Here is a 21,246-nt window from a genome sequence, read left to right as displayed (position 1 = left end):
TGTTCAGAGCCCCAAAGCGCTGGCATCGCCCGTGATTCCCAAGCTCAGAGCCTTGTCGCCTCGGGCCAAGATAGGTTGCGTCCCATGTCAGCGGCCACACGTACATTGTCCCGAGTGCACCCAGACGATGATGAAGGCCGGCGGCCTTGTCTTGTCCGCCCGGGAAGATGATGGCGCGAGAACCTGCCGCATGCTGTGGCGCTGCCCCGCTCAGCACGTCTGGTGGAAGTGGGCGGACCGTCCAGACGACCCGCTGGAGCTCTGTCCGCACCCCCAGCTCTTCCGGGCCTGACATCCACAGCTGACATCAACGAGGGCGCACAGCCGCATCCGCGAACGACCCCACACGGCGGCCGGCCGCCCCGGCGTGCGTGTGGCGCGGCGCCCTTGATCGAACCCCTAAAGCGGGTGTCGCAGGTTCGAATCCTGCCGGGGGCACAACGCGTTACCGCTCTGACCTAGGGCTTCTCCCTCGGGGAGGCGTTCTACCCGGCCCCGGACTCCTCGTCCGGTGCCGTTCGCGTGAGCGGTGGGTGAGCGGATGGGGAGTCAGGCATGGTCTCGACGGTCGGGCCGGAGGCGGACGGATCCCACCAGACAACGTCGGCGCGCATAGCCATCTTTCCTTTCATGAACAGAGTGCCGGCTGACGGCTGCTGCAGGAGTCGGCCGTGCCCGCAGCTCGGCAAGATCGGCAAGTCCCTCACGCCGTGCCTGGTGAAGATCTCAGGTGCGGTTCTGTCTCTGCGGCGGGTGGGGCGGCCAGGGCCCAAGAGCAGGTAGTCCCTGCGCCGCTACCGGTGAGACTGCGGGCGTGCGTCCGGCCAGCCAGGCCGCCAGGTCGCGCACCCGCCCGGTGACCACCGTGCCCGGCCGGTCGCCGACGGACCACTGGCGGCGCACGTCTTCGGCGCCTACGCGCGTGCCTGCCGGTAGACGGTCAAGGAGGAATGCGATGGCGTGAGTTGCCAGACCCTCGGGCCAGTCGTCCGACCGTACGCCGAGGTCCAGGTCGACCATGTGGATCCATGCCTCGCGCCAGCGTGCCCAGACCGTCGCGGCCAGGTCGGCGTTTCGGAAGGTAACCGGACGTTTCCAGTCCTCGTCGCCGGCGTGTGCCCAGGCTGCCTCCAGGCGGGCTGAGTGTGCGGCGAGTTCGGCCCGGTGCTCGGCGGCGCTGCGGCCGGTGGTGGCCTCGTTGATCGCGTTGCGCTCGTCCACGCCACCGTCGTAGGCCGTCACCAGGTCCCCGCACAGGGCATGCTCCGCGAGACGGGCGAACATCCTCGCGTTGTCGGTGAGATGCGCCAGTACATGGCCACGGGACCAGCCTGGAAGGGCGGATGCTTCGGCGAGCTGCTGGTCGGTCACTCCGGCGACGAGTCGTTCCAGGGTGCCGTGGGCTTCGATCACCGCTGCGACAGGTGGTTGCATGGGCAGCCCTTCTACGAGGCGGAAAGTTGATTTACGACTGCGGGGGCCTCGGCGGCGAGGTGTTTGAGGGGCTCACCGCTGAGTCGGCATACCCTGCGAATCTGCAGCCCGTTCGAGCTCAGGTGCGACAGCCGTCGCACCGATCGGTGATCCAGTCAGGGCCTGTCGCTCCGATCACGGGAGCCGGGCCCGGCTGGGGGCATCCGTCCCCAGCCGCGCTCGACCGACCGGCGACATCGGCCGGGTTCGTCTCCTGCGCTGGTGAACAGTGCGGTCAGCATGGGCACGCCGTGAGCGAGTGTCTGGTGCGGCAGGGGTCCGGTGGCGACGAGCGAGGCGAGACCGTGGCCGATGGTCCAGCTCTGCGTTGCCAGTTCCAGCGGGTCGACCTCGCCGCGGAAGCGGCCGTTCGCCTTGGCCCGGTCGATGGCGTGGACGAGGCGGTGCAGGGTTTCGTCCGCGGCGCCGGTGTCTTCGAGGTCGAAGCCCGCATCGAACATGACGCGGTAGAGATCGGGGTTCTCCAAGGCATTCGCCAGGTAGGCGGCCCCCAGTGCGGCGAGGTCGCGTACCGGGTCCGCGGACGTTTCGACGGCCGCGAGTTTGGCGGCCAGGCGCGTGAAGCCTTCTTGCCGCAACGCCTTCCACAGGCCGTCCATGCCGCCGAAGTAGGTGTAGACGGCCATCGTCGACACGTCGGTTCCAGCGACCAAGGAGCGGAGCGTGACCGGTTGCCGCATCCGCAGCATCTGTGCGGCTCGGTTGAGGAGCAGGGTGCGGACCGCTGGGTCTCTCGTCCTCGCCATGGCCCCACAATACATAGCACCGCTATGCTTTCAGGAGGTGCTGATCTTGCCGTCCCAGACGCTAAGAGGAAGAGGCCGTTCATGTCCGTGACGCTGGTCAATCCCGACGGGTTGCCGAAGCCCGAGGTCTACCGGCAGCTGTCGGTAGCCACCGGATCGAAGCTGGTGTTCCTTGCGGGGCAGGTCGCCCGTGATGCCGACGGCCGGCCGGTGGGCGAGGGCGACTTCGCCGCTCAGGTCGAACAGTGCTATCTCAATGTCGCCACTGCTCTGGCCGGGATCGGCGGTTCCTTCGATGACGTGGCGAAGCTGACCATCTATGTCGTCGACTGGAGTCCCGCGAAGATGCCGCTGCTGGGTGAGGGCGTGGGCCGGGCGGCAGCCAAGCTGGGCATCGATCCGGTCAAGCCGATCACCCTGCTGGGCGTTGCGGCGCTGGGGGAAGCGGATCTCCTTGTCGAGGTCGAAGCCACTGCGGTCATCGAATAGCCGTATCGCTGCGAGCAGGGAGACCGTGTGTCCGGCGCTGACATCCCCGAGTGGGCCCTCGCGTCACCTTCGCCAGAACAGGTGGTGCGTCACGCCGCTCGGGCTGGGCACGACCTCCAGGTGGAACCGGTCGAGCAGCTCATCGGGGGACTCCCAGAGTCGTAGTCCGGATCCGAGCTTTACCGGCGAGACCGCCACGTGCATGGTATCGACGAGGTCAGCATCAAGGAACTGCCGGATGGTGGTGACCCCGCCACCGAGTCGGATGTCCTTGCCCTCCGCCGCTTCCCGCGCCCGTTCGAGAACCGTGGCCGGGTCGCCGTCGACGAAGTGGAACGTGGTGTCGGAGAGCATGAACGACGGACGCTTGTAGTGGGTCATGACGAACACCGGCGTGCGGAACGGGGGCTCGTCACCCCACCAGCCGCGCCACTCATGGTCCTGCCAGGGCCCGCGTTGGGGCCCGAACTTGTTGCGGCCCATGATCTCGGCACCGATGTTGCGTGCGAAGTCTCGCGTGAAGTAGTCGTCGAGGCCCCGGCTCCCCCCGGGATCCGTGCGCATGGGCCAGCTCGCCGTGGCTCCGGCCCAGGCGAACAGCCTCTCGGGATGGTCGTGGCCGAACGGCCGCTCGAAACTCTGGTGCTCACCGGCACCGATCCCGTCACTCGAGACGTTGAAGTTCATGACTCTCAGCAGTTGATCCACGTGTTTCCTCGTCAGGTCCTGTCGTGTCGTCGTGTGGCGAGGCGCCGCACATCATCACGTCGAACGGGACGTGGCCGGATCGACAGCGGCCCGTAATTTTTTTCCAGACGGTGTCCTTGAGGTGGACGCGGAAGGCATCGAGACGGCCACGACAAGACATTCGGCAGAAAGCGGGCGTCGCAGGTGGGAATCCTGCCGGGGCACAGCTTCTGACGTGCGTCGGAGCGTCGGACACCCCCTCGGAAGTGATCTTCTGAGGGGGTGTCCGGCAGCCTCACAGCGTGCTCACTCGACGGACATGTCGTCGACGCCGCACTTTCCGTTTTCACACGTCGCCCCGACCTGGAGCACCTTGACCACCAGGAGCAGGTGAACCAGGCCCTCCCGCGCCTCGGGCACCCTCACCGGGCTGGCGTTGAGGAGGCCGAGCAGAGCCTCCAGCCGTTCCCTCAGCAGCTCGAATTGCGCCACGCACAGGCACTTGCCGTCCTCCAGTGCCGCCAGCCTACGGTCGGCCTGCGAAAGAGCGGTGCGTGCGGTTTCGAGGTCCGGAGTCGTGCCGTCGAACGAATCGAGCCCCAACTGCAGCCGGCCGTTCAGCTGGGAGAGAAGCAGCTTGCAGTTCTTCTTTTCGTCGCCCTTGTCCTTGTCCTTGTCCTCTTCCGTGACGACCACGGCGGACGGGGCGTGCTTCGCGTCGGCCGAGACTGTGGGGGCCGCGAACATGGTGGCGGCGGCGACCGCCGCGGTGACGGCCATGATGGAGCCGCGGATCTTGGCAGATATCATCTCGTGCTTCTCCTCAATGCGCTCTGATGCGAGATGAGACGAGCCGCTCCGGATGGAGCGCTTGAGTTCCAAAGAACCCATACTGACTCAGCGCGCAACCGCGACTACTGTCCGTATCGCCGGCCGTTGAGGTCTCACCCTGCGAGAACCGAAGGTCAAGGGCCCAGAAGACCTCTTCAGACCTCGTGGCGCCCTTGTCGTGCAGATCAGTGACGCACCGACCGCCGAGGAGCGACGGCTGAGCGGTCGGGCTGACGTCGCGGTGCGGTCCGGCCGGATCCGGCGGAACGCCACGTGCGGTCAGGAACGACGACGGCCCCTGATCCACCTTTCGGCAGATCAGGGACCGCTTCATCTCGCGCTCGCAGCACTCATGGGGCATATACGCCTAGAGCCGTTGCACCCTTCCTGACTTCAGAAGTGACGCTACTGGCGGTGGCGGGGCGTGCCCTGTCGCGGTGGCAGAGTCAAGGTGATTTGCCGGACGAGTTGCTGGAAGCAAGCCAGGGACGCGACGGGTGGCAGGACGGCTGCAGCGACGGCCGTGAAGGTCCTTTCGGCCTGAGCTACGCACAGCATCACCGCGACCGAGGAAAACAGCAGCACGATGAACCATGAGTGCAAAGCTCGACGCCGATGCAAGGCAGTTCGCAGGATGGAGAGAGAGGCCACCATCCAGGGTCCGTACACGAGAAGAGGCCACCACGGAATCATCCAGCTCCTCGCATCGGACATGACGTTCTGCAGAGGCCCGTAGGCCACAATGCCGCCGAATACGCTCACCATCGCCACGATGACGGCAACAAACGCGACGATGACGAAGCTGCCGGTCTGCAACCACTTGAGTCGGGGCTCTCTGACCCGGGTCTTCCGGTGCCCGGCAGAAGAACGTCGGATGCGCGGCAACTGAGCGGTGATCTTTGTCAGGTTCTCCATCGAGCCGGTGAAGTCGGCGCCGGCCGGCGAATCGCTGCGAGGCGGCGGCACCGTGGTCGCCTGCTCTGCCGGAACAGCCTCCTGCAAGAGATAGGCAAGTTCCTCGACCGGGTCCCAGCCCGAGTCCGGGGGCACCAAGGCAGTCCCTGCGTGCAGGCCATCGACATGACTGCCGTGCCAGCCGGTACCCGACCCATAGGTGTACGGGTCGGAATACCATTCATGCCGCACAAAGGAGGGGTCCGCATAGTCGTGATTCATGAAAATCCGCCCCCGTCACGCGTGTTCCGCGTGGCGGCCGGCTTTCCCCTGACCGTTCCACCGCTGGTTGAGTTCCTCCTGCGCTGCCTCCAGAAGTGCGAGGAACTCGCGGAGCAGTGAATCAGTGACCTGGAGTTGGACCCGCGCGCCGTCCCCGTGCAAGGTGCCACGCGCATCGAGCGCCCACTGTGCCACACCAGGCGTGTAAGTGTATTTTCCCGCTGTCACATCACGAGTGGCAGACAGATTATCCTTCCTCGCGCCGCGCTGAGGCAAGCCGTGGAACCCTGCTTTCGTCATATCCCGACTAACGCCGCTCCCTCTCCTCCAGATGCGTGGCAAATGGGTGACCCTGGCGGGGGGAAACGCTAATACCATCTGCATCTCACTCTGCGCGTCATGAGTCGAGCGGTTGTCTTCCTGCCGGGGCGCCGGCGCAAGCCCCGGGCCGGTCGGGGTCCGGGGCCTTTGGCCTGGTCAGGGAGGCCCTAGGTGCCCGGCGCGCGGTACTGGACTTCCTCGGCCCTGCGCAAGGCGTCCAGCGTTTCGTCGACCGTCAGGAGAACCGTCGTCTCCAACGAGCTGAGCGCACCGCCCCCCGTGATCGCCAGCGCGACCGCCGCCATCGAGACGTTGTCGGGGGCCTCCCACAGGGTGCAGCCGTCGTGCCTGCCGAAGGCGTACCAGAATCCGTGCAGCTTCCCGCCGACCGACTCGATGTACGTCTGAGCGGCCCGCCTGCGGTCCTCCGGGTTGCCGATGAGCCGGGCCCACGTCTCCGGCGTGTAGCTGAACCTCGATAGATAGAGCGGCATCGGCTCCCTCTCGTCGGGCAATTCCCTACAAAATGCCGTGGAGTGCCGAACTTAACCGCTGTGTCCCCGAAGCGGGCCGCACCGCTTCTGCGTGTCATGCATCGCCCGCATTCGACGCGTCGCCACCCTCCGTCAGGGTGTGCGCAGACAGGGCGTGCCGCGCGGGCGGCGGACGTCAGGCGCGGCACTCCGCGCGCATCTGCGCCGCCGCGTGGTGTGCGCCGTCGCGGCCGTCGGCGCCCGAGTCCTGGCCGCGGTCGACCAGTCGCACCGTCAGTCGCTGATCGTGCACCGGGACCTTCTCGATGACCAGGCCCCTGCCGCGCAGTGACGTCTGATCGATCTCGAACGTCTTGACCGCGCTGCCCGGATCGTCGGGGTCCTTCAGTACGAGGTACGTGGACGGCCGGCCCGCGACGTCCTGGGCGCGGTCGCTCTCGGGGACGACGACCGCCACGGAGCAGGTCGTGTAGCCGCTGCCCACGTACCAGGACCATGTCGCGCTGTTCCCGCGGTCCTTGACCGGGGAGCCGGACATGGGGATGGCCGTGAAGCGGCCGTCGCAGCCGTCGCCGCGGTGGCCGCCCGAGCGCACGGTGTACCAGCCGTCGTCGCCGTCGCCGTAGCGCCCGTTCTCCTCGTAGCGCCCGCCGCCGTTGCAGCCGGGCCCGGCCCAGGCCGCGTAGGAGGGGCCCTTGGGGGAGCGCGGGGGACTCGGCTTCTGCGGCGGCTTGGGCTTCGGGCGGCCCAGGGAAGGAGAGGGGGAGGGCGCGGGACTCGGGATGTCGGAGGGCTGGATCCGCTGCGGGGCGCCGCCGAGTTCGTCGAGATCCTCGTCCGGACCCGACGCCTGCGCGCCGACCGGCTCCGTGTCACTCCCGAAGGGGCCGCACGCGGTAAGGGCCAGGGCCAGTGCCGTCAGGGCGACCGCACCCGTCATCAGCCGCCTTGCCGCACGGGGCGACCGTGCCGCCCTCGTTCCCGCGCCGTCGCTGCCGCATCGTTCGCACGTCATGTCGCACCGAACCCCGTAGACCGACTGATCGGTATGTCAAAACGCGTCCACTATGCACCAGCGCGACTGGGCGCATAAGTGTTAACGCGGGTAAGGCTGCGGGCCTACCGGAACTCCTCGGGACACGGCGTGCCCCGCGGGAGTCGATAGGGCGCAGCGAGCCGGTAGACGCCCGCGCGCGGTGCGAGCAGTTCGGTCCACTCGTCGCCCTGCGGGTCCTCCTCCGCCTTCAGCAGACAGCCGTGCGGGTTGTCGAAACTCCGCGACCCGTCCGCCCTCAGCTTCGACTCCTCCGTCTCCTGCGGCCCCGGCACGCTCCTGCCCTCCTCGTCGACGAGGCCGAGCCACGGCGAGTACGGGACACGGATCAGCACACGGCCCGCCGACCGCACACGGATCGTCAGCTCCCCCGCGCCCGCGTGCTCGACCCTCGCCGGCGGGTCCGCGATCGGCATCGGGTCCTTCACCGCGAACAGCTGCCAGTTCGCGTCCCCCCACACCCGGGTCAGATACGGCTGCCCCTTGCTGACCAGCTCCGCCTCGCGCAGCGCACCGCTGGAGTCCGGGCGGTCCTTGGGCAGCACGACGTAGTGCACGGCCCAACGGTCCAGCCAGGCACGGTAGGTGGCCGGAGTGAGGGCGTTCTCCTCGTCGTAGAAGAGCGGATTGCGCTTCATGTCCGCCTGGCGGTTCCAGCCGCGCGCGAGGTTGACGTACGGGGCGAGCGCGGACGCCTCGCGATGGCTGCTCGCCGGGACCACCTCCACCCGGCCGCGCTCCGCGCCCACCTTCTGCAGCCGGTCGACGAGCGGCGCGAGCTCCCGGTTCCACGACGCGGCGGGAGCGGTGCGGACGATGTCGTCGACGCTCTTGAACCCGATCCAGGCGTTCAGGCCCGCGAAGGCGAGCAGGATGGCGTACCACTTGCGCGAGCGCGGCACCGTGTACGGCAGCGCCGCGAGCAGCACCACACCCGCGAACAGCATCGGCAGCCGGGACACGTTCGACCCGATCTGAGAGTCGATCAGCCACGTCAGCAGCGTGCCGAGCGCGTACACGGCCGCGCCCGTGCGGACCGTGCGCCACTCCGTCGGCACGAGGACAAAGACGAGGACGCCGAACGCGAACGGCAGCGACGCCGACGGGAGCGACATCGGCTGCGTGCCCGAGAACGGGAACAGCCAGGCGGAGAGCGCCACGACCACGACCGGCGCGAGCCCGACCGCGTACGCGCCCGGGCGGCGGCCGTTCAGGAACAGGCCGGCGGCCACGACGCCGAGGAAGAGGCCCGCGACCGGACTTGCCGCGGTGGCGAGCCCGGCGAGCGGGGCGGCGACGGCCGCCTTCGCCCAGCGGTTGCGCCGCCAGCGGTGCGGCCAGCAGAAGACCGCGCCGACCGCGCCGAGCGCGAACATCATGCCGAGCCCGAAGGTGACCCGTCCCGACAGCGCGTTGCACAGGAACGCGAACACGCCCGCGAGCGCGCACGCGGCCGGGTTCCGGACGGCCCGCACCCGCACGAGCATCAGGGCCGTCAGGGCGGACGAGACCGTCCCCGCGAGGATCATCGTCGTCCGCACGCCGAGCACGGACATCAGGTACGGCGAGACCACGCTGTACGAGACGGGGTGCATCCCGCCGTACCAGGCGAGGTTGTACGCGGAGTCGGGGTGCCGGCCGACGAACTCCGCCCAGGCGTCCTGGGCCGCGATGTCGCCGCCGCTGTTCGCGACGAAGAGGAACCAGAGCAGGTGCAGGAAGGCGGCCGGCGCCGTGGCGAGGGCGACGGGGTGACGCGCGAGGCGGGCGGCGAGGTGGCGGAGGCGCGACGCCGGGGGCCGGTCACCGTGCCGGTTCTCAGGGGCCTCGTCGACGTGCGGGACCTCGTCGAGCAGGGCCGGTGCGGCGGACTGTATTCGCGGCCCGCGACGCCGCTCCGGGTCCGCGCCGCTGCCGTCGGGCGGGCGCGTGCTGCTGCCGTCCGCCCGTGTCGGCTCAGCGGTGGTCACTGCGGTTCTCCCCGTCTGTCCCTCTGTCCTGTGTGCCGTCGTCCTTTGGGCCTGCCGGCTCCGTCGTGTGCCGTCCGTACGAGAGGACGCCGTCCCCGCGCCCTCAGTTGCCCCGGGACGCTAACACGTGGGCGCCCCGGCCGCCCGGGACGCCCACGTGTGCCGCATGGCCCTTGGGCCCTCAGCCGATACGGGTCAGCCTGGCGCCGAAGCCCGGTTCCGCCAGATCGTGTTGGAGTGCGACGGGCACGCTGACGGTGCCCGCGCCGGAACCGGCGGTGATGCTGCCGACGACCGTGCCCGCCTTCGCCGTGTGCGGCAGCTTCTTGCCGCCGTCGGTCATGCCGAGCTCGACCTTCAGGCTCGACCAGCCGACCACCGTCATGTCCTTGGTGGCCACGACCGGGGTGTACCCGCCGAGGCCGTCGTCGACGTGGCCGACGACGTCACCCTTCTTGACCACGGTCTTCGCCTTCAGCGCCTCGCGGGTCGCGACCAGCACCTCCTCGCTGACGCGGTTGACCGTCTCGAGGATGGACGGCTTGTGCTGGCCGAGGACCGCGCCGACGATCGTCTGCGTCGTGCCGCCGATGTCCCTGTACGCGGCGAACAGCAGGTTGCCGCCGGCCTTGGTGGTCGACCCGGTCTTGATGCCGATCGCGCCGTTGCGCGGCATCAGCGTGTTGTAGTTGCTGTGCCGCTTGCCGGACGGGTCGTACCACTCCTGCTGACGGGTGATGTCCACCATGGCCTTGTTCTTCACCAGCGCCTGACCCAGCTTCACCTGGTCGGCCGCCGTGGAGACGGTGGTGGCGTCGAGGCCCGAGGGGTCGGTGTACGTCGTGTTCGTCATGCCGAGTTCCTTGGCGGTGTCGTTCATCTTCTTGACGAACGCTTTCTCGGAACCGGCGTCCCAGCGGGCGAGCAGCCGGGCGACGTTGTTCGCGGACGGGATCATGACCGCGCTGAGGGCGTCGCGCTGGGAGATAGTGTCGCCCTCCTTGATCGTGTTGAGGGTCGACTCGTCGTTGGTCCGGTCGTAGCCGCCCTCCTTCTCGGCCAGGGCGTCGACGGGGATGGAAGCGCCGTCCTCGCCCCGCTTGAAGGGGTGGTCGCGCATGATGATGTACGCGGTCATCGTCTTGGTCACGCTGGCGATCGGCACGGGCTTCTCCTCGCCGAACTCGCCGACGACTCCCAGCCCGGACACCGCGATCTGTCCCTGGCCCTCGCCCGGCCACGGGAGCGCGGGCCTGCCCCCGTCGAAGGCGACCTCCGCGTCGGCGGTGAGCGCCAACTCCGGGTCCGGGAGCGGACGGACCATCTGCGCGACCGCAAAGACGATCAGCAGGAGCAGGACCAGCGGGGTCCAGATCTTGATGCGCCGCACGACCGTACGGACCGGGGTCTCCGGCGCCGGCGGGGTGTTCGTCAGCTCGGCGAGCAGGTCGAGCGGGGGCAGCGGCGGCATGGGCTGCTGCTTGGTCCGCTCGGCCTCGGTGAGCGAGGCGGGGGGCAGCGGGGCGGCCGCGGCCTGCGGCTTCTGGGGAGCTGCGGCGTGTGCGTCGTCGCGCCGCAGGGGGACGAAGGTGCTCGAACGCCCGGCGCCGACCGCCGGCTCTTTCGCGGACCCGGTCGCCGGCTCCGACGCGGTGGCCGGCTTGGGCAGCGGCGGCAGCTTGAGCGCGGTCGTGGGCTGGTCGACGGCCGGGCGGCGCAGCGCCTTGAACGTGGTGGTCGGCTGGTCGACGGCGGGCCGCTCGGCCGGGCCGTCGTCGTTGGTCGCGTCCGCCTTCGCGTTCGACTGCTCGTCGGCGTCGGCGTCGGCGTCGGCGTCGGCGTCGGCCTTCGCAGATGCGGAGGAGTCGGCTTCGGAGCCGTCGCCGACCGCGGCCTCAGCGGAAGCTTTCTCCGCCGGGGCGTCGGACGGGGCCGAGTTCACGGAGGACTCCGCGTCGTCGGTCTTCCCCACCCACGCGGCCACCGCGGCACGCAGCCGCGCGTCTTTACCGCCCGGCTCGGCGTCGCCGTCGCCCTCGGCCGCCTTCGGGGCCGTCTGAGCCGCGTCGGACGCCCCGCGGGCGGGCAGCGTCCGGAAGACCGCCGTCCGCTCGCTCGGCGGCGGCTCGGAGGCCTCGGCCGCATCGGGGTCGTCGGCGTCGTCGGCGTCGTCCACGGCGTCCGTCGCCTCGGCCGGGGAGGCCGAGTGGCCGGACGTACGGGACCCGCCCGAAGCCGCGGCTGCGCCGTCCGCCGGGACGGACCCGGTCCGGGAGGCGGCCGCCGTCTCACGGTCGCCGCCCTCCGCGTCCGCCGTGCCGGCGCCGCCCTGGGTGGCAGCCCCACGGGGCACGTCCGCCTCGGCAGCGCCGTCCTGCGTCGCGCGCGACGCGTCACCCTGTCCGGACGGCGTACGCGCTGACGCCTCGTCGGCCTCCGCCTCACCGTCACCCGAGCCCGCGCCCGCCTCGGCAACGGCTCCGGCCGCGACGGCCGCCTCGGACAGCGAAGCCGAGGTCGCGCTCGCATCGCCCCGTCCAGACGACGTACCCGCTGACACCTCGTCGGCCTCCGCCTCACCGTCACCCGAGCCCGCGCCCGCCTCGGCAACGGCTTCGTCCGCGACGTCCGCCTCGGCCAGCGAAGCCGAGGTCGCGCTCGCATCGCCCCGTCCGGGCGGCGTACGCGCTGACGCCTCGTCGGCCTCCGCGTCACCGTCACCCGAGCCCGCGCCCGCCTCGGCAACGGCTTCGTCCGCGACGTCCGCCTCGGACAGCGAAGCCGAGGTCGCGCTCGCATCGCCCCGTCCGGACGGCGTACGCGCTGACGCCTCGTCGGCGTCGGCCTCCGCGTCACCCGAGCCCGCCCCCGCGTCCGCCTCGGCAACCGCCTCCTCGGCAGCGTCCGCGCCACCCCGGGCAGCAGCCTCACCGGGCACGTCCGCCTCGGTCGGGGCGTCCTCCACCTCGGCGGCCTCGGCCGCCCCCCGCGGGGGCAGCGCCCGGAAGACCGTCGTCCGCTCGTCCAGCGGCGGCTCGGCAGCCGACGCGGACGGCTCGGAAGAGGCCTGGGAACCCTCGCGGAGCACAGCGAGCCGCGGGTCGCGTTCGCTCCCCGTCGCCGCCCCCGACGACTTCCGCTGCTCCGACCTGTCGGGGGACTCGCCCGCCACCGTGCCTCCTTCATGAGTCATTGCCATGCGCCATGCGTATACCTGGTGCCGTACGCGCAGCCGCGTACGGCACCAGGAGTGTCACGACGAGCCCCGAAAACAGCGAGCACCCGCCGTGTCCGAACCATCTACCAGTGTCCTGTGTGAGCGCTTGGCTCCGGTGCTAGACGAGAACGACATACCTATCGGTTCCCTAACAAAGCACCCAGGCGCTCTCGACAGACCAATGTGAGAGGGGTCACCCTGTCATTCATCCACGCGGGGAGGCATGGATGGGCAGGAGCCGCAGAACACTTCCGGAGGAGCTTCTGCTGCTCGCTCTGGACCCGACCACGGGTACCACAGCGCAGCCGCAGTCGCTCGACCTCGGCCTGGCCGGGGCACAGCTAGTAGAGCTGGCTCTGGCAGGACGGATAGCCCCAGACGGGGATCGTATCGCCGTGGTGATGCCACGGCCGACAGGAGATCCGACTCTGGACTCCGCACTGGAACTGCTGCGCCGACGCGGCAGTCCGGTCCGGGCGGTCCACTGGATCGGCGGGCCCCGACTGGGGCTGCGCCAGATTTACCTCTCGCATCTGGAGCGGTGCGGCATGGTGCATGCCGTGGCGGGCCAGATGTGCGGAGTGCTGCCGACGACTCGCTACCAGGCGACGGACACGGCGATCAGCCGGGACATCAGGTCCCGGCTGGACAGTGCGATCCGCACCGGTGTACCGCCGGACCCGCGGACCGCGGCGCTCGCCGCGCTGGCCCACGCGGTCGGTCTCGGCAAGCACCTGTACCCCGGGAACGAAGGGCGTTCCTCGAGGTCCCGGCTGCGGGACCTCATCCGGCACGACCCGATGGGCGGTCTCGTGGCGCACGCCGTCATGGACGTCCAGAACGGTGTGGCCGCCCAGCCGCGCCGTAGCCAGCCGGCCGGCGGCACCAGCCGTCAGCCGGGCCCGGTACCGATGCAGCCACGCCGCAGCGGCATGGCCCGCGTCGCCGCGCACTGAGCGCGCCGCCGCACCGCGTACCGCAGCACCACCGCTCGGGCACACGCACCATCCGCACCATGCCGCACCGACGTCCCCAAGACCCGGTTCGGGAGCCGCAGAACGCGCGGGGCAGCATCCTTGCTGCCCCGCGCGTTCGCGTGTGTGCCCATTCGGCAGCGCAGGAAGGCCGATTGGTGGCAGTCTGCTGAACAGTAGATACGCAGAGCAACGCGGTCGGAGGTGCAGTTTCCGTGGCGTCCAACGTCAATCCCACTGTCCGGAGACGCCGATTGGGCCAGGAGCTGCGCCGGCTCCGGGAGCTGAAGGGCATGACGGCCGAGGAGGTCGCGGAGCGCCTGCTCGTGTCCCAGTCCAAGATCAGCAGGCTGGAGAACGGCCGCCGTTCCATCAGCCAGCGCGACGTCCGTGACCTGTGCGGCGTGTACGAGGTCGAGGACCACCGCATCGTCGACTCGCTGATGCAGATGGCCAAGGACTCCCGGCAGCAGGGCTGGTGGCACGCGTTCGGCGACATCCCCTACAGCGTCTACATCGGCCTGGAGACGGACGCGGCGAGCCTTCGGGTGTACGAACCGCAGGTCGTGCCGGGACTGCTGCAGACACGGCAGTACGCCGAGGCGCTGATCGCCGGCGCCCTGCCGGAGAGCGGGATCACGGACATCGAGAAGCGGGTCAGCGTCCGGCTGCGCCGTCAGGAGCGCATCAGGGACGCCGAACACCCGCTGCGGCTGTGGGCGGTCATCGACGAGGCGGCGCTGCGACGCCGGGTCGGCGACCGGCAGCTCATGCGCGAGCAGTTGGAGCATCTGGTGGAGCTCTCGCACCAGCCGCACGTCACCGTGCAGGTCCTGCCGTTCGACATGGGCGCGCATCCGGGCATCAACGGGCAGTACGCCATCCTTGAGTTCCCCGACGCCTCGGACTCGAGCGTCGTCTACATCGAGGGCGTCACCAGCGACCTGTATCTGGAGAAGGCCAACGATGTGCAGAAGTACAGCGTCATGTACGAGCACCTGCGGGCCCAGGCACTGAACGTGGAGCAGACGCGGCAGTTCATCGAGACGATCGCGAAGGACTACGCACGGGAGACCGCGGGACGCTTCGACGGCTGAAAGCGTCGCACGGTACACCACCGGACCGGGTGACGGAAGAGTCGCCTGGTATATGCCATCCGGTCGAGTGAATGCCTGTCTCGCGCTCCCGGCGCGGCGAGTAGCGTCGATCACGCCAGCAAGAACGTTGGCGCACATCACATCACTTGCCGAAGCGGAGCGATCATGGCAATCATTCAGGGCGCCACGGAGACCTGGACGAAGTCCTCGTACTCCACGGGTAACGGTGCTTGCGTAGAGGTCAAGTCCCCGGTGGTCGACGCGGTTTCCGTGCGCGACTCGAAGGTCGCGGCGGGCCCGACGATCACCTTCGTGCCCGACTCGTGGAATGCGTTCGTGAACGAAGTGGCGCAGAGCGCGTTCGGTCGCGACTGAGCGCGCCGCCACGCATCACCAGCGAGTTCCAGCCACAACCGGGCAGCACCGACAGGAGCCCTCTCGACTGGTTCGCCGTCCCGGCCGAGGGGGCTCGGCCTTCTCCTCGGTCACTGGCGGAGGAGATCGACGTAGCGGTCGGTCCCGGGGATCGTCGGGACGAAGGGAGCGACCAGTTCCACGCGGCCGAGCCCAGCCGCCTCGACCTCCCCGTCGAGCCCGCGGAACGTCGGCTCCCAGCTCTCCCTGGGGTCCGCCTCCAGGAACCACAGCAGAGTGAGCCGGGTGTCCACACCCTCCACCTGCTTCACATAGGTCATCCGGTCGCCGGGCAGCGGCATCGGCCGGAAGACGGTCACCATCGCCGCCGGCGAACCGGCCAGCCGCTTCGGCAGATGTCGCGAGCACAGCCACTCCAGCAACTCCCCGCGCTGTTCTGTGCTCTGCGCGTCGACGACTTCCAGGACCAGACCGGTGTACGGGTGATCCAGTGCGTGATGGTCGCGCGGCCCCGCGGCTCCGTCGCGGTAGACGGTGGCCTCGTGGTCCTGGAAGGCCGTGAAGACGTGCGTCCGCTGCTGATGGACCCGTCCGTCGCGGTGGAGACGCTTGTTGATGGCGACGGTCCACTTCATGTGGTCGGCGTACCGGCCCTCGGTGATCCAGTACGTCGAGAGATAACACCCGGCCGTCACGGGCTGCGCGACAGCGGACTTCTCGGGATAGCGCAGCAGTTGCAGGTCGCGGGTCGCCACCCAGCGCCGCCCCGCGTACATCCAGGGCATCGCCATCGCGCCCGCGTAGTAGTGGTCGTCCTCGTACCAGCGGTTGTACACGTACTCATGGCCGGGATGCGGCTCGACCATGGTGATCAGGGCGTGGCCGGGGCGCACCCCGTAAGGGCCGACGCCCGCCAGCTCCGCGTACACCTCGCTGCGCGTCTCCTCGTTCACCGTGACCGCTCCCTTCCCTCCTTCGCCGGACCGACCTACTCTGACGCTCCGTCAGGTAATTGGCCAGAGTCGGGAGGCGCCGGGATGCTGCTGCGGGACAGAACCGTCATCGTGTCCGGCGTCGGCGCGGGGCTCGGGCACCAGGTCGCGGCGACCGTCGTCCGCGACGGGGGGCACGCGGTGCTGGGGGCGCGCACGGAGGCGAACCTGGCCGCTGCGGCGCGCGAGATCGATCCCGGTGGCACGCTCACCGCCTACCGCGCCACCGACATCACCGACGAGTCGCAGTGCGAGGCGCTGGCTGCGCTCGCGCTGGAGCGCTTCGGCCGGATCGACGCGGTCGTTCATGTCGCCGCCCGGGACAGCTGCTTCGGCGGACTGGAGGACGCCGACTTCACGACCTGGCAGGAGGTCGTCGACGTGAACCTGCTGGGCACCCTGCGGATGACCCGCGCCTGCCTGCCGGCGCTGAAACGGCGGGGAGGTTCGGTCGTCGTCATCGGTACGCAGTCGTCCGTCGCCGCGCCCTCGCAGGTGCGCCAGGCGGCGTACGCCGCGTCCAAGGGCGCGCTGACCTCGGCGATGTACTCGCTGGCGCGCGAGCTCGGCCCGCACCGGATCCGCGTGAACACCGTGCTGCCCGGCTGGATGTGGGGACCGCCGGTCCAGGCGTACGTCCGCATGACCGCCCACACGCAGGGAGTCCCGGAGGACGAGGTGCTCGGGCGGCTCACCGGCCGGATGGCGCTGCCGGAGCTGGCGACCGACGCCGACGTGGCCGAGGCCGTGGCCTTTCTCGCCTCCGAGCGGGCACGGGCCATCACCGGTCAGTCGCTGCTCGTCAACGCGGGCGAGCTGATGCGCTAGAACCCGCGTCCGCTTCCTCCGGCTGGGTCTGCTGCCGTGGTTTCGCAAGAGCGGCCCCACGGCGGCGCTGCTCGGCTGGGGCGTCGGCCTGGTCGCCTTCTGGCTGGTCAACCATCCGATCAGCTGGAACGTCGAGGGCGGAGTGCCGCTGCAGTACCAGGTCTCGGTGCCGCTCGTGGTGTCGCTGGTGCTCTACGTCGTGGTCGGCTGGATCAAGCCGGAGGCGACGCCGGAGCGGGATGAGGTCCTGTCGAAGATCAACTCGGACGGTCCGTCGGGGGCGGGTGGCGCGGAGGCGGGCCTGGTCCCGACTCCGGCAACCACGGCGGACTGACGCGGGCGGCGACGATGTGCCCGCCCCCACCAGCGTCGCCGCGCGTATCGCGGGCGGCTGCACGCCGGTGGTCGTGCCCGGCCTGCGGGGCAATTGCCCTCCCTGGGCGCAGACGGCCTCAGGCCAGTTCCGGTGCCGTCGCGCGGGGATAGCGCGCGAGCCAGCCCGGCACCGTGGACGTCGGGCTGTGCAGCGCCGGCCCCTGCGTCATCTCCATCGCGAAGTCGTCCGCGATCTCCAGCAGCGTCCCCCGCCCCTCCAGCTCGCACAGCCACGCCGGCGGCAGCGCCGTCTCCCCGTGGAGCGCGCCCAGCAGCGCCCCGCACACCGCGCCCGTCGCCTCCGACGGGCCGTCGTGGTTCACCGCGAGGCGCAGGCCGTGGCGGATGTCCTCGCCGACGAGCGCGCAGTACACCGCGATCGCCAGCACCTCCTCCGCGTACCCGTTCTCGCCGAGCGCGGCAACACGGGTCGGACTCGGGATGCCCTGGCGCACGGAGCCCAGCGCCTGCTTGAGCGCGTCCGTGACGGGCTGGTGGCCGGGGCGGGCCGCCAGCTGCGCGAGGGCGCGCTGCACCGCGCCGTCGAGGGTCTCGCCGCGGGCGAGCCCGTGCACGATCACGGCGAACGCCCCGGCGGACAGGTACGCGGTGGGGTGCCCGTGGGTCTGCGCCGCGCACTCCACCGCGAGCTGGCACACGAGCTGCGGCTCCCAGCCCACCAGCAGCCCGAAAGGCGCCGACCTCACCAGCGCGCCCGCGTCGCGGGCGGTGGGGTTCTTGGGCGCCTGCAGGGTGCCCATGGTCTCGTCGCCGAGACCGGTCAGGCATTCGCGCGAAGGGCCGCGGCGGGCGTAGAGCCATTCCTCGCGCGCCAGCCAGCCGTTGTCCTTGCGGCGCTCGTCCGGTCCCCAGTCGCGCTGGGTCGCGGCCCACCGCAGGTACGCGCGGTGCAGGTCGGTCGGCGGATGCCAGGCTCCGGTGTCCCGCCGTACCTGGGCGCGGATCAGCCCGTCGACGGAGAACAAGGTCATCTGGGTGGCGGCGGTCACCCTCCCCCGCCGCCCGTCCACCGGCACGATGTCGACGAGCCCCTCCGGCCCGTGGGCCGCGCGCAACGCGTCGAGGCCCGCTCCCGCGGCCCCCGCGCCGAGCGCGTCACCGATCGCACCGCCGAGGAGCGCGCCGCGTACACGGGCCCGGAAGTCCTGCTGCTCGGCCCGGCCCCACACGGCCGCGGCTGCTGCACTCACCGTGCCCTCCACGACGTCGAACGAACACTGCCCGGCGCAGCACTGTAATCGAACGGGAACAGGGTGCCCGGGACGCGCAGGGGGATCGCACAGGTATGTCGCCAAACCTGTCGGGTGTCGCTTTTGACCGTGCGGGGCGGCTTACAGATAGCCGCCCGAGTCCTCGAAGCCTCCGGGCCGGCGCGCCACCAGGTCCACCGGCAGGTCCACCGGCTCCGGCGGTCCGCCATCCGCCCCGGCACGCGGCAGCCTCGCGAGCTCGGTCAGGTCCTCCAGCACCTGCCAGGGGCGCCCCAGTGCCAGGTTCGTTCCCACCCGCGCCCACAGGGCCGGCCGGTGGCCGGGCGCCAGCCTCAGCGCGCGGTCCAGGTCCGCGAGCGCCTCCTCGTGCCGGCCGGCCAGCCCGTGCGCCGCGCCGCTCGCCGCCAGCTCCCCTGCCTCGCGGCCCCCCGTGGTCGTCTCCGCCCGGGCCAGGTCGGCACGCGCGCCCGCCGCGTCGCCGAGGCGCTCGCGGATCTCGGCGCGGCGCAGCAACGCCCACCCGTAGTCCGGCTCCAGCGCGATGGCGCGGTCCAGGTCCGCGAGCGCCTCCTCGGACCGGCCCGCGCATTCCAGGGCCATGGCCCGGCTGCCGAGCGCCCAGGCATACGTGGGGTCCAGTTCCAATGCGCGGCCGTATTCGGCGAGCGCCTCGTCGTAGCGGCCGGTGAAGCGGAAGGCGTCGCCGCGCTCGCCCGCGATCCACGCATTGGCGGGGGCAAGGGCGCCCGCGCGGGTCAGATCGGCGAGCGCGCCGGTGGTGTCGCCGCTGTGGATGCGGGCACGCGCGCGGCGCAACAGTGCCCACACGTAGTCCGGTTTGAGCTCCAGCGCCCGGTCCAGGTCGGCGAGGGCGTCCTCGGTCCGTCCGAGGCGCAGCAGGGCGTGCCCGCGGCTCGCGAGCGGCCAGTGGTGGTCGAGCCCGCCACCGACCGCGCGGTCCAGGTCGGCGACGGCCTGCGCGTAACGCCCGGCGAGCCGGTGCACCTCGCCCCGTTCGGCGAGCGTCCAGGGGAAGTCGGGCTCGAGCTCCAGGGCGCGGTCGAGGTCCGCGAGCGCCCCGTCCAGGTCCCCCAGCCTGCGCAGCGTGCGACCGCGGCCGTGCAGCGCGGCGGCACTCGCGGGGTCGAGGCCGAGGGCGCGACGCGAGTCCGCGAGGGACGCCTCGTACTCCCCTGCGTTGTGCAGGTCGCGCGCCCGCACCACCAGTGCCTCGACCCGCCCCTCGGGGTCCAGTTCGGCCCTGGCGAGCAGAACGGCGAGCAGGTCGATGCCGAGCCGGGTCTCGTCGGCGAGGGCGGCCAGGCAATCCCGTCCCCAGCCGCGCAGCAAGGCGCTGTCCGTGTCCTCACCGGCCTGTGCCAGCATCCGCGCCCAGGCACGGGCCGCGGCGGTCCCCTCCCGGCAGGCGCCGATGCCGTCGCGCAGCGCGGTGGCGAGCGCGGTGCGCGACTGGGCGCACAGCCGGTGGTACGTCTCCTCCAGCCGCAGGTCCCGCCAGTTCTCGGCCGCCCACAGCCGCTCGGGGTCCACTCCGGCGGCGGCCGTCGCGCCCCAGCGGGCGAACGCCTCCGCCAGCCGCTCGTGGCACGCGATCCACCGCTGCGGGGAGCCGGACCTGCGCAGGCGCAGCATCGGGGCACGTACGACGTCGTGGTAGACGGCGAGGCCCGCGCGTTGGTCCACGAACGGCATTGCGCGCAGCCAGGCGAACAGCGTGCCCGAGTCGTCCTGGACGGCCTCGGCGAACACGTCCTCGTTGAGCCTGCGCGGCAGCGCCGCGTCCAAGGCAGCGGTCCGGCGCACCGGGTCCTGCTCACCGCTGAGGAAACGTTCGACGGCGGTGGAGCTGGGGTCGTCGACGGCTCCGGCCGCTGTCCCCGGGTTCGCGGCGAGCGTGGTCAGCAGGACGGGCAGCCGCCCCGACAGCCGCAGCACCTCGCGTACGACGGGCTCGTCCACCACGCCCCTGGCCGTCAGCAGTTCGCGCGCCTCGCCCTCGGTGAACGGCCGCAGTGGTATCTCGGCGACGAGGTCGATGCTGTCAGCCCAGCGCACCCGGTCCAGGGGCCGCTGTCCGGCGGTGGTGACGACGAGACCGGCGGGCGGCTCGCCGTACCGGTCGACGGTGAAGAGGGCGGCGAGCCACGGGTCGAGGAAGACCCGCGTGCGCTCGTAGCTGTCGAAGAACAGCGCGATCCGCGGCTCGCCTTCGCGGCCGGACGCGGCCGCCTGCTCCAGTTCGGCGAGGAACACCGGGGACAGGACGGGCAGCGGGTCCATCACCAACTGGACGTCGTCCTGGCGGAAACGGGAGCTGAGCCGGGCCCGTATCCTCTCGGTCCCCTCGGCGACGTGCGACGGGTCGACCGCCCCGGCGAGCGCGCCGACGCCGGGGATCAGCCCCAGGCCCGCCAGCCCGGCGCGCGCGACAGCCAGATGTCCCGCCGAGGGCCCGGTGCCCACGGTCGCGACCTGGTCCGGGTCGTCGACGACGGATGCCGCCTCGTGCCGCCGCTGGCGATAGGCCGCCATGAGCCTGTCGAACTCCTTCAGCCGGTGCCCTTGCCGGCCGGCGTCCGCACTGATCGCGGCCATCGCGTCGGGGACGCTGTTGACGGCGTCGTCGACGTACCCGGTCAGCGCGCCACCCGCGCGCGCCGCCGCCTTCAGTCGCTGCACCAGGGAGGTCTTGCCGACCCCGGCGCTGCCATGGACGTGGAAGACGAAACGGCGAGCCGGGTCCTCCAAGGGGAGGTCGAAGTTCCGCCAGTATCGGTCGAGTTCGTCGGCGCGCCCCACGAACTGGGCACTCCGGCGCTCCTCGATCACCTTCCGCAAAGACTTCCGCGTACCCCCGCTTCCGCTCATGCCGG

17 protein-coding genes and 1 pseudogene are annotated in these 21,246 nt (G+C 70.8%); 6 read left to right on the top strand and 12 right to left on the bottom strand.

The annotated features are described in order from the left end of the window. Positions 1-726: 726 nt before the first annotated feature. Together HW130_RS17175 and HW130_RS17170 are read right to left on the bottom strand one after the other, a co-directional pair. Positions 727-1,434 (bottom strand): maleylpyruvate isomerase family mycothiol-dependent enzyme, encoded by a 708-nt coding sequence (locus HW130_RS17175; RefSeq protein WP_177150474.1) that lies wholly within the window; start codon positions 1,432-1,434, stop codon positions 727-729. 155 nt (positions 1,435-1,589) lie between these two features. Beyond that, positions 1,590-2,240, bottom strand: a complete 651-nt coding sequence (locus tag HW130_RS17170) for a TetR/AcrR family transcriptional regulator (RefSeq protein WP_177150473.1) — start codon at positions 2,238-2,240, stop codon at positions 1,590-1,592. An 81-nt stretch (positions 2,241-2,321) separates the two neighbouring features. On the opposite strand from HW130_RS17170, the gene HW130_RS17165 reads away from it, so the two are divergent. Continuing rightward, the gene (locus tag HW130_RS17165) at positions 2,322-2,729 is read left to right on the top strand and encodes a RidA family protein (RefSeq protein WP_177150472.1); all 408 of its coding nucleotides are present in this window, start codon (positions 2,322-2,324) and stop codon (positions 2,727-2,729) included. Positions 2,730-2,792: 63 nt separating this feature from the next. Here HW130_RS17165 and HW130_RS17160 read toward each other — a convergent pair whose 3' ends face one another. The 7 genes from HW130_RS17160 to HW130_RS17130 all read right to left on the bottom strand — a co-directional run bounded on the left by HW130_RS17160 (position 2,793) and on the right by HW130_RS17130 (position 12,461). Further along, complete coding sequence (locus tag HW130_RS17160) at positions 2,793-3,437, bottom strand: dihydrofolate reductase family protein (protein WP_177150471.1); 645 nt, start codon at positions 3,435-3,437, stop codon at positions 2,793-2,795. Positions 3,438-3,722: 285 nt separating this feature from the next. Continuing rightward, the gene (locus HW130_RS17155) at positions 3,723-4,298 is read right to left on the bottom strand and encodes a hypothetical protein (RefSeq protein WP_177150470.1); all 576 of its coding nucleotides are present in this window, start codon (positions 4,296-4,298) and stop codon (positions 3,723-3,725) included. A gap of 354 nt (positions 4,299-4,652) precedes the next feature. After that, complete coding sequence (locus HW130_RS17150) at positions 4,653-5,423, bottom strand: DUF2637 domain-containing protein (protein ID WP_177150469.1); 771 nt, start codon at positions 5,421-5,423, stop codon at positions 4,653-4,655. A gap of 488 nt (positions 5,424-5,911) precedes the next feature. Continuing rightward, complete coding sequence (locus HW130_RS17145; RefSeq protein WP_177150468.1) at positions 5,912-6,238, bottom strand: GYD domain-containing protein; 327 nt, start codon at positions 6,236-6,238, stop codon at positions 5,912-5,914. Between the two features lie 175 nt (positions 6,239-6,413). After that, entirely contained in the window at positions 6,414-7,178 is a 765-nt protein-coding gene (locus tag HW130_RS17140) for an adhesin (protein ID WP_177150467.1), read from the bottom strand. Positions 7,179-7,357: 179 nt separating this feature from the next. Continuing rightward, positions 7,358-9,262: an MFS transporter gene (locus HW130_RS17135; protein ID WP_177150466.1), complete on the bottom strand. Its 1,905-nt coding sequence runs from the start codon at positions 9,260-9,262 to the stop codon at positions 7,358-7,360. A 181-nt stretch (positions 9,263-9,443) separates the two neighbouring features. Continuing rightward, positions 9,444-12,461 (bottom strand): D-alanyl-D-alanine carboxypeptidase, encoded by a 3,018-nt coding sequence (locus tag HW130_RS17130; protein ID WP_256356140.1) that lies wholly within the window; start codon positions 12,459-12,461, stop codon positions 9,444-9,446. A gap of 245 nt (positions 12,462-12,706) precedes the next feature. Here HW130_RS17130 and HW130_RS17125 point away from each other — a divergent pair, with 245 nt between their 5' ends. The 3 genes from HW130_RS17125 (at position 12,707) to HW130_RS17115 (ending at position 14,925) form a co-directional block, all read left to right on the top strand. Continuing rightward, positions 12,707-13,435, top strand: coding sequence for a GPP34 family phosphoprotein (locus HW130_RS17125; RefSeq protein WP_177150465.1), 729 nt, complete (start codon positions 12,707-12,709; stop codon positions 13,433-13,435). A gap of 233 nt (positions 13,436-13,668) precedes the next feature. Continuing rightward, entirely contained in the window at positions 13,669-14,550 is an 882-nt protein-coding gene (locus HW130_RS17120; RefSeq protein ID WP_177150464.1) for a helix-turn-helix transcriptional regulator, read from the top strand. Positions 14,551-14,715: 165 nt separating this feature from the next. Next, positions 14,716-14,925 carry a DUF397 domain-containing protein gene (locus HW130_RS17115; RefSeq protein ID WP_177150463.1) on the top strand — a complete coding sequence of 70 codons (210 nt, stop codon included), beginning with the start codon at positions 14,716-14,718 and terminating at the stop codon, positions 14,923-14,925. A 110-nt stretch (positions 14,926-15,035) separates the two neighbouring features. Here the strand turns inward: HW130_RS17115 and HW130_RS17110 are convergent, their stop codons facing one another. Then, a complete protein-coding gene (locus HW130_RS17110; protein ID WP_177150462.1) occupies positions 15,036-15,878 on the bottom strand; it encodes a hypothetical protein in 843 nt (280 codons plus the stop codon). Between the two features lie 84 nt (positions 15,879-15,962). On the opposite strand from HW130_RS17110, the gene HW130_RS17105 reads away from it, so the two are divergent. After that, a complete protein-coding gene (locus HW130_RS17105) occupies positions 15,963-16,745 on the top strand; it encodes an SDR family oxidoreductase (protein ID WP_177150461.1) in 783 nt (260 codons plus the stop codon). A gap of 16 nt (positions 16,746-16,761) precedes the next feature. Beyond that, a pseudogene (locus tag HW130_RS17100) lies at positions 16,762-17,076 on the top strand (Na+:solute symporter); the annotation flags it as partial. Positions 17,077-17,197: 121 nt separating this feature from the next. On the opposite strand, the gene HW130_RS17095 reads toward HW130_RS17100, so the two are convergent. Both HW130_RS17095 and HW130_RS17090 read right to left on the bottom strand, forming a co-directional pair. Further along, positions 17,198-18,331, bottom strand: a complete 1,134-nt coding sequence (locus HW130_RS17095; protein WP_177150460.1) for an ADP-ribosylglycohydrolase family protein — start codon at positions 18,329-18,331, stop codon at positions 17,198-17,200. 141 nt (positions 18,332-18,472) lie between these two features. Then, complete coding sequence (locus HW130_RS17090; RefSeq protein ID WP_177150459.1) at positions 18,473-21,241, bottom strand: tetratricopeptide repeat protein; 2,769 nt, start codon at positions 21,239-21,241, stop codon at positions 18,473-18,475. Positions 21,242-21,246: the final 5 nt, after the last annotated feature.

Origin of the sequence: Streptomyces sp. PKU-EA00015 (assembly GCF_013387495.1) — a bacterium.
Classification (GTDB): domain Bacteria; phylum Actinomycetota; class Actinomycetes; order Streptomycetales; family Streptomycetaceae; genus Streptomyces.
This window is presented reverse-complemented; position numbering and strand designations above follow the sequence as displayed.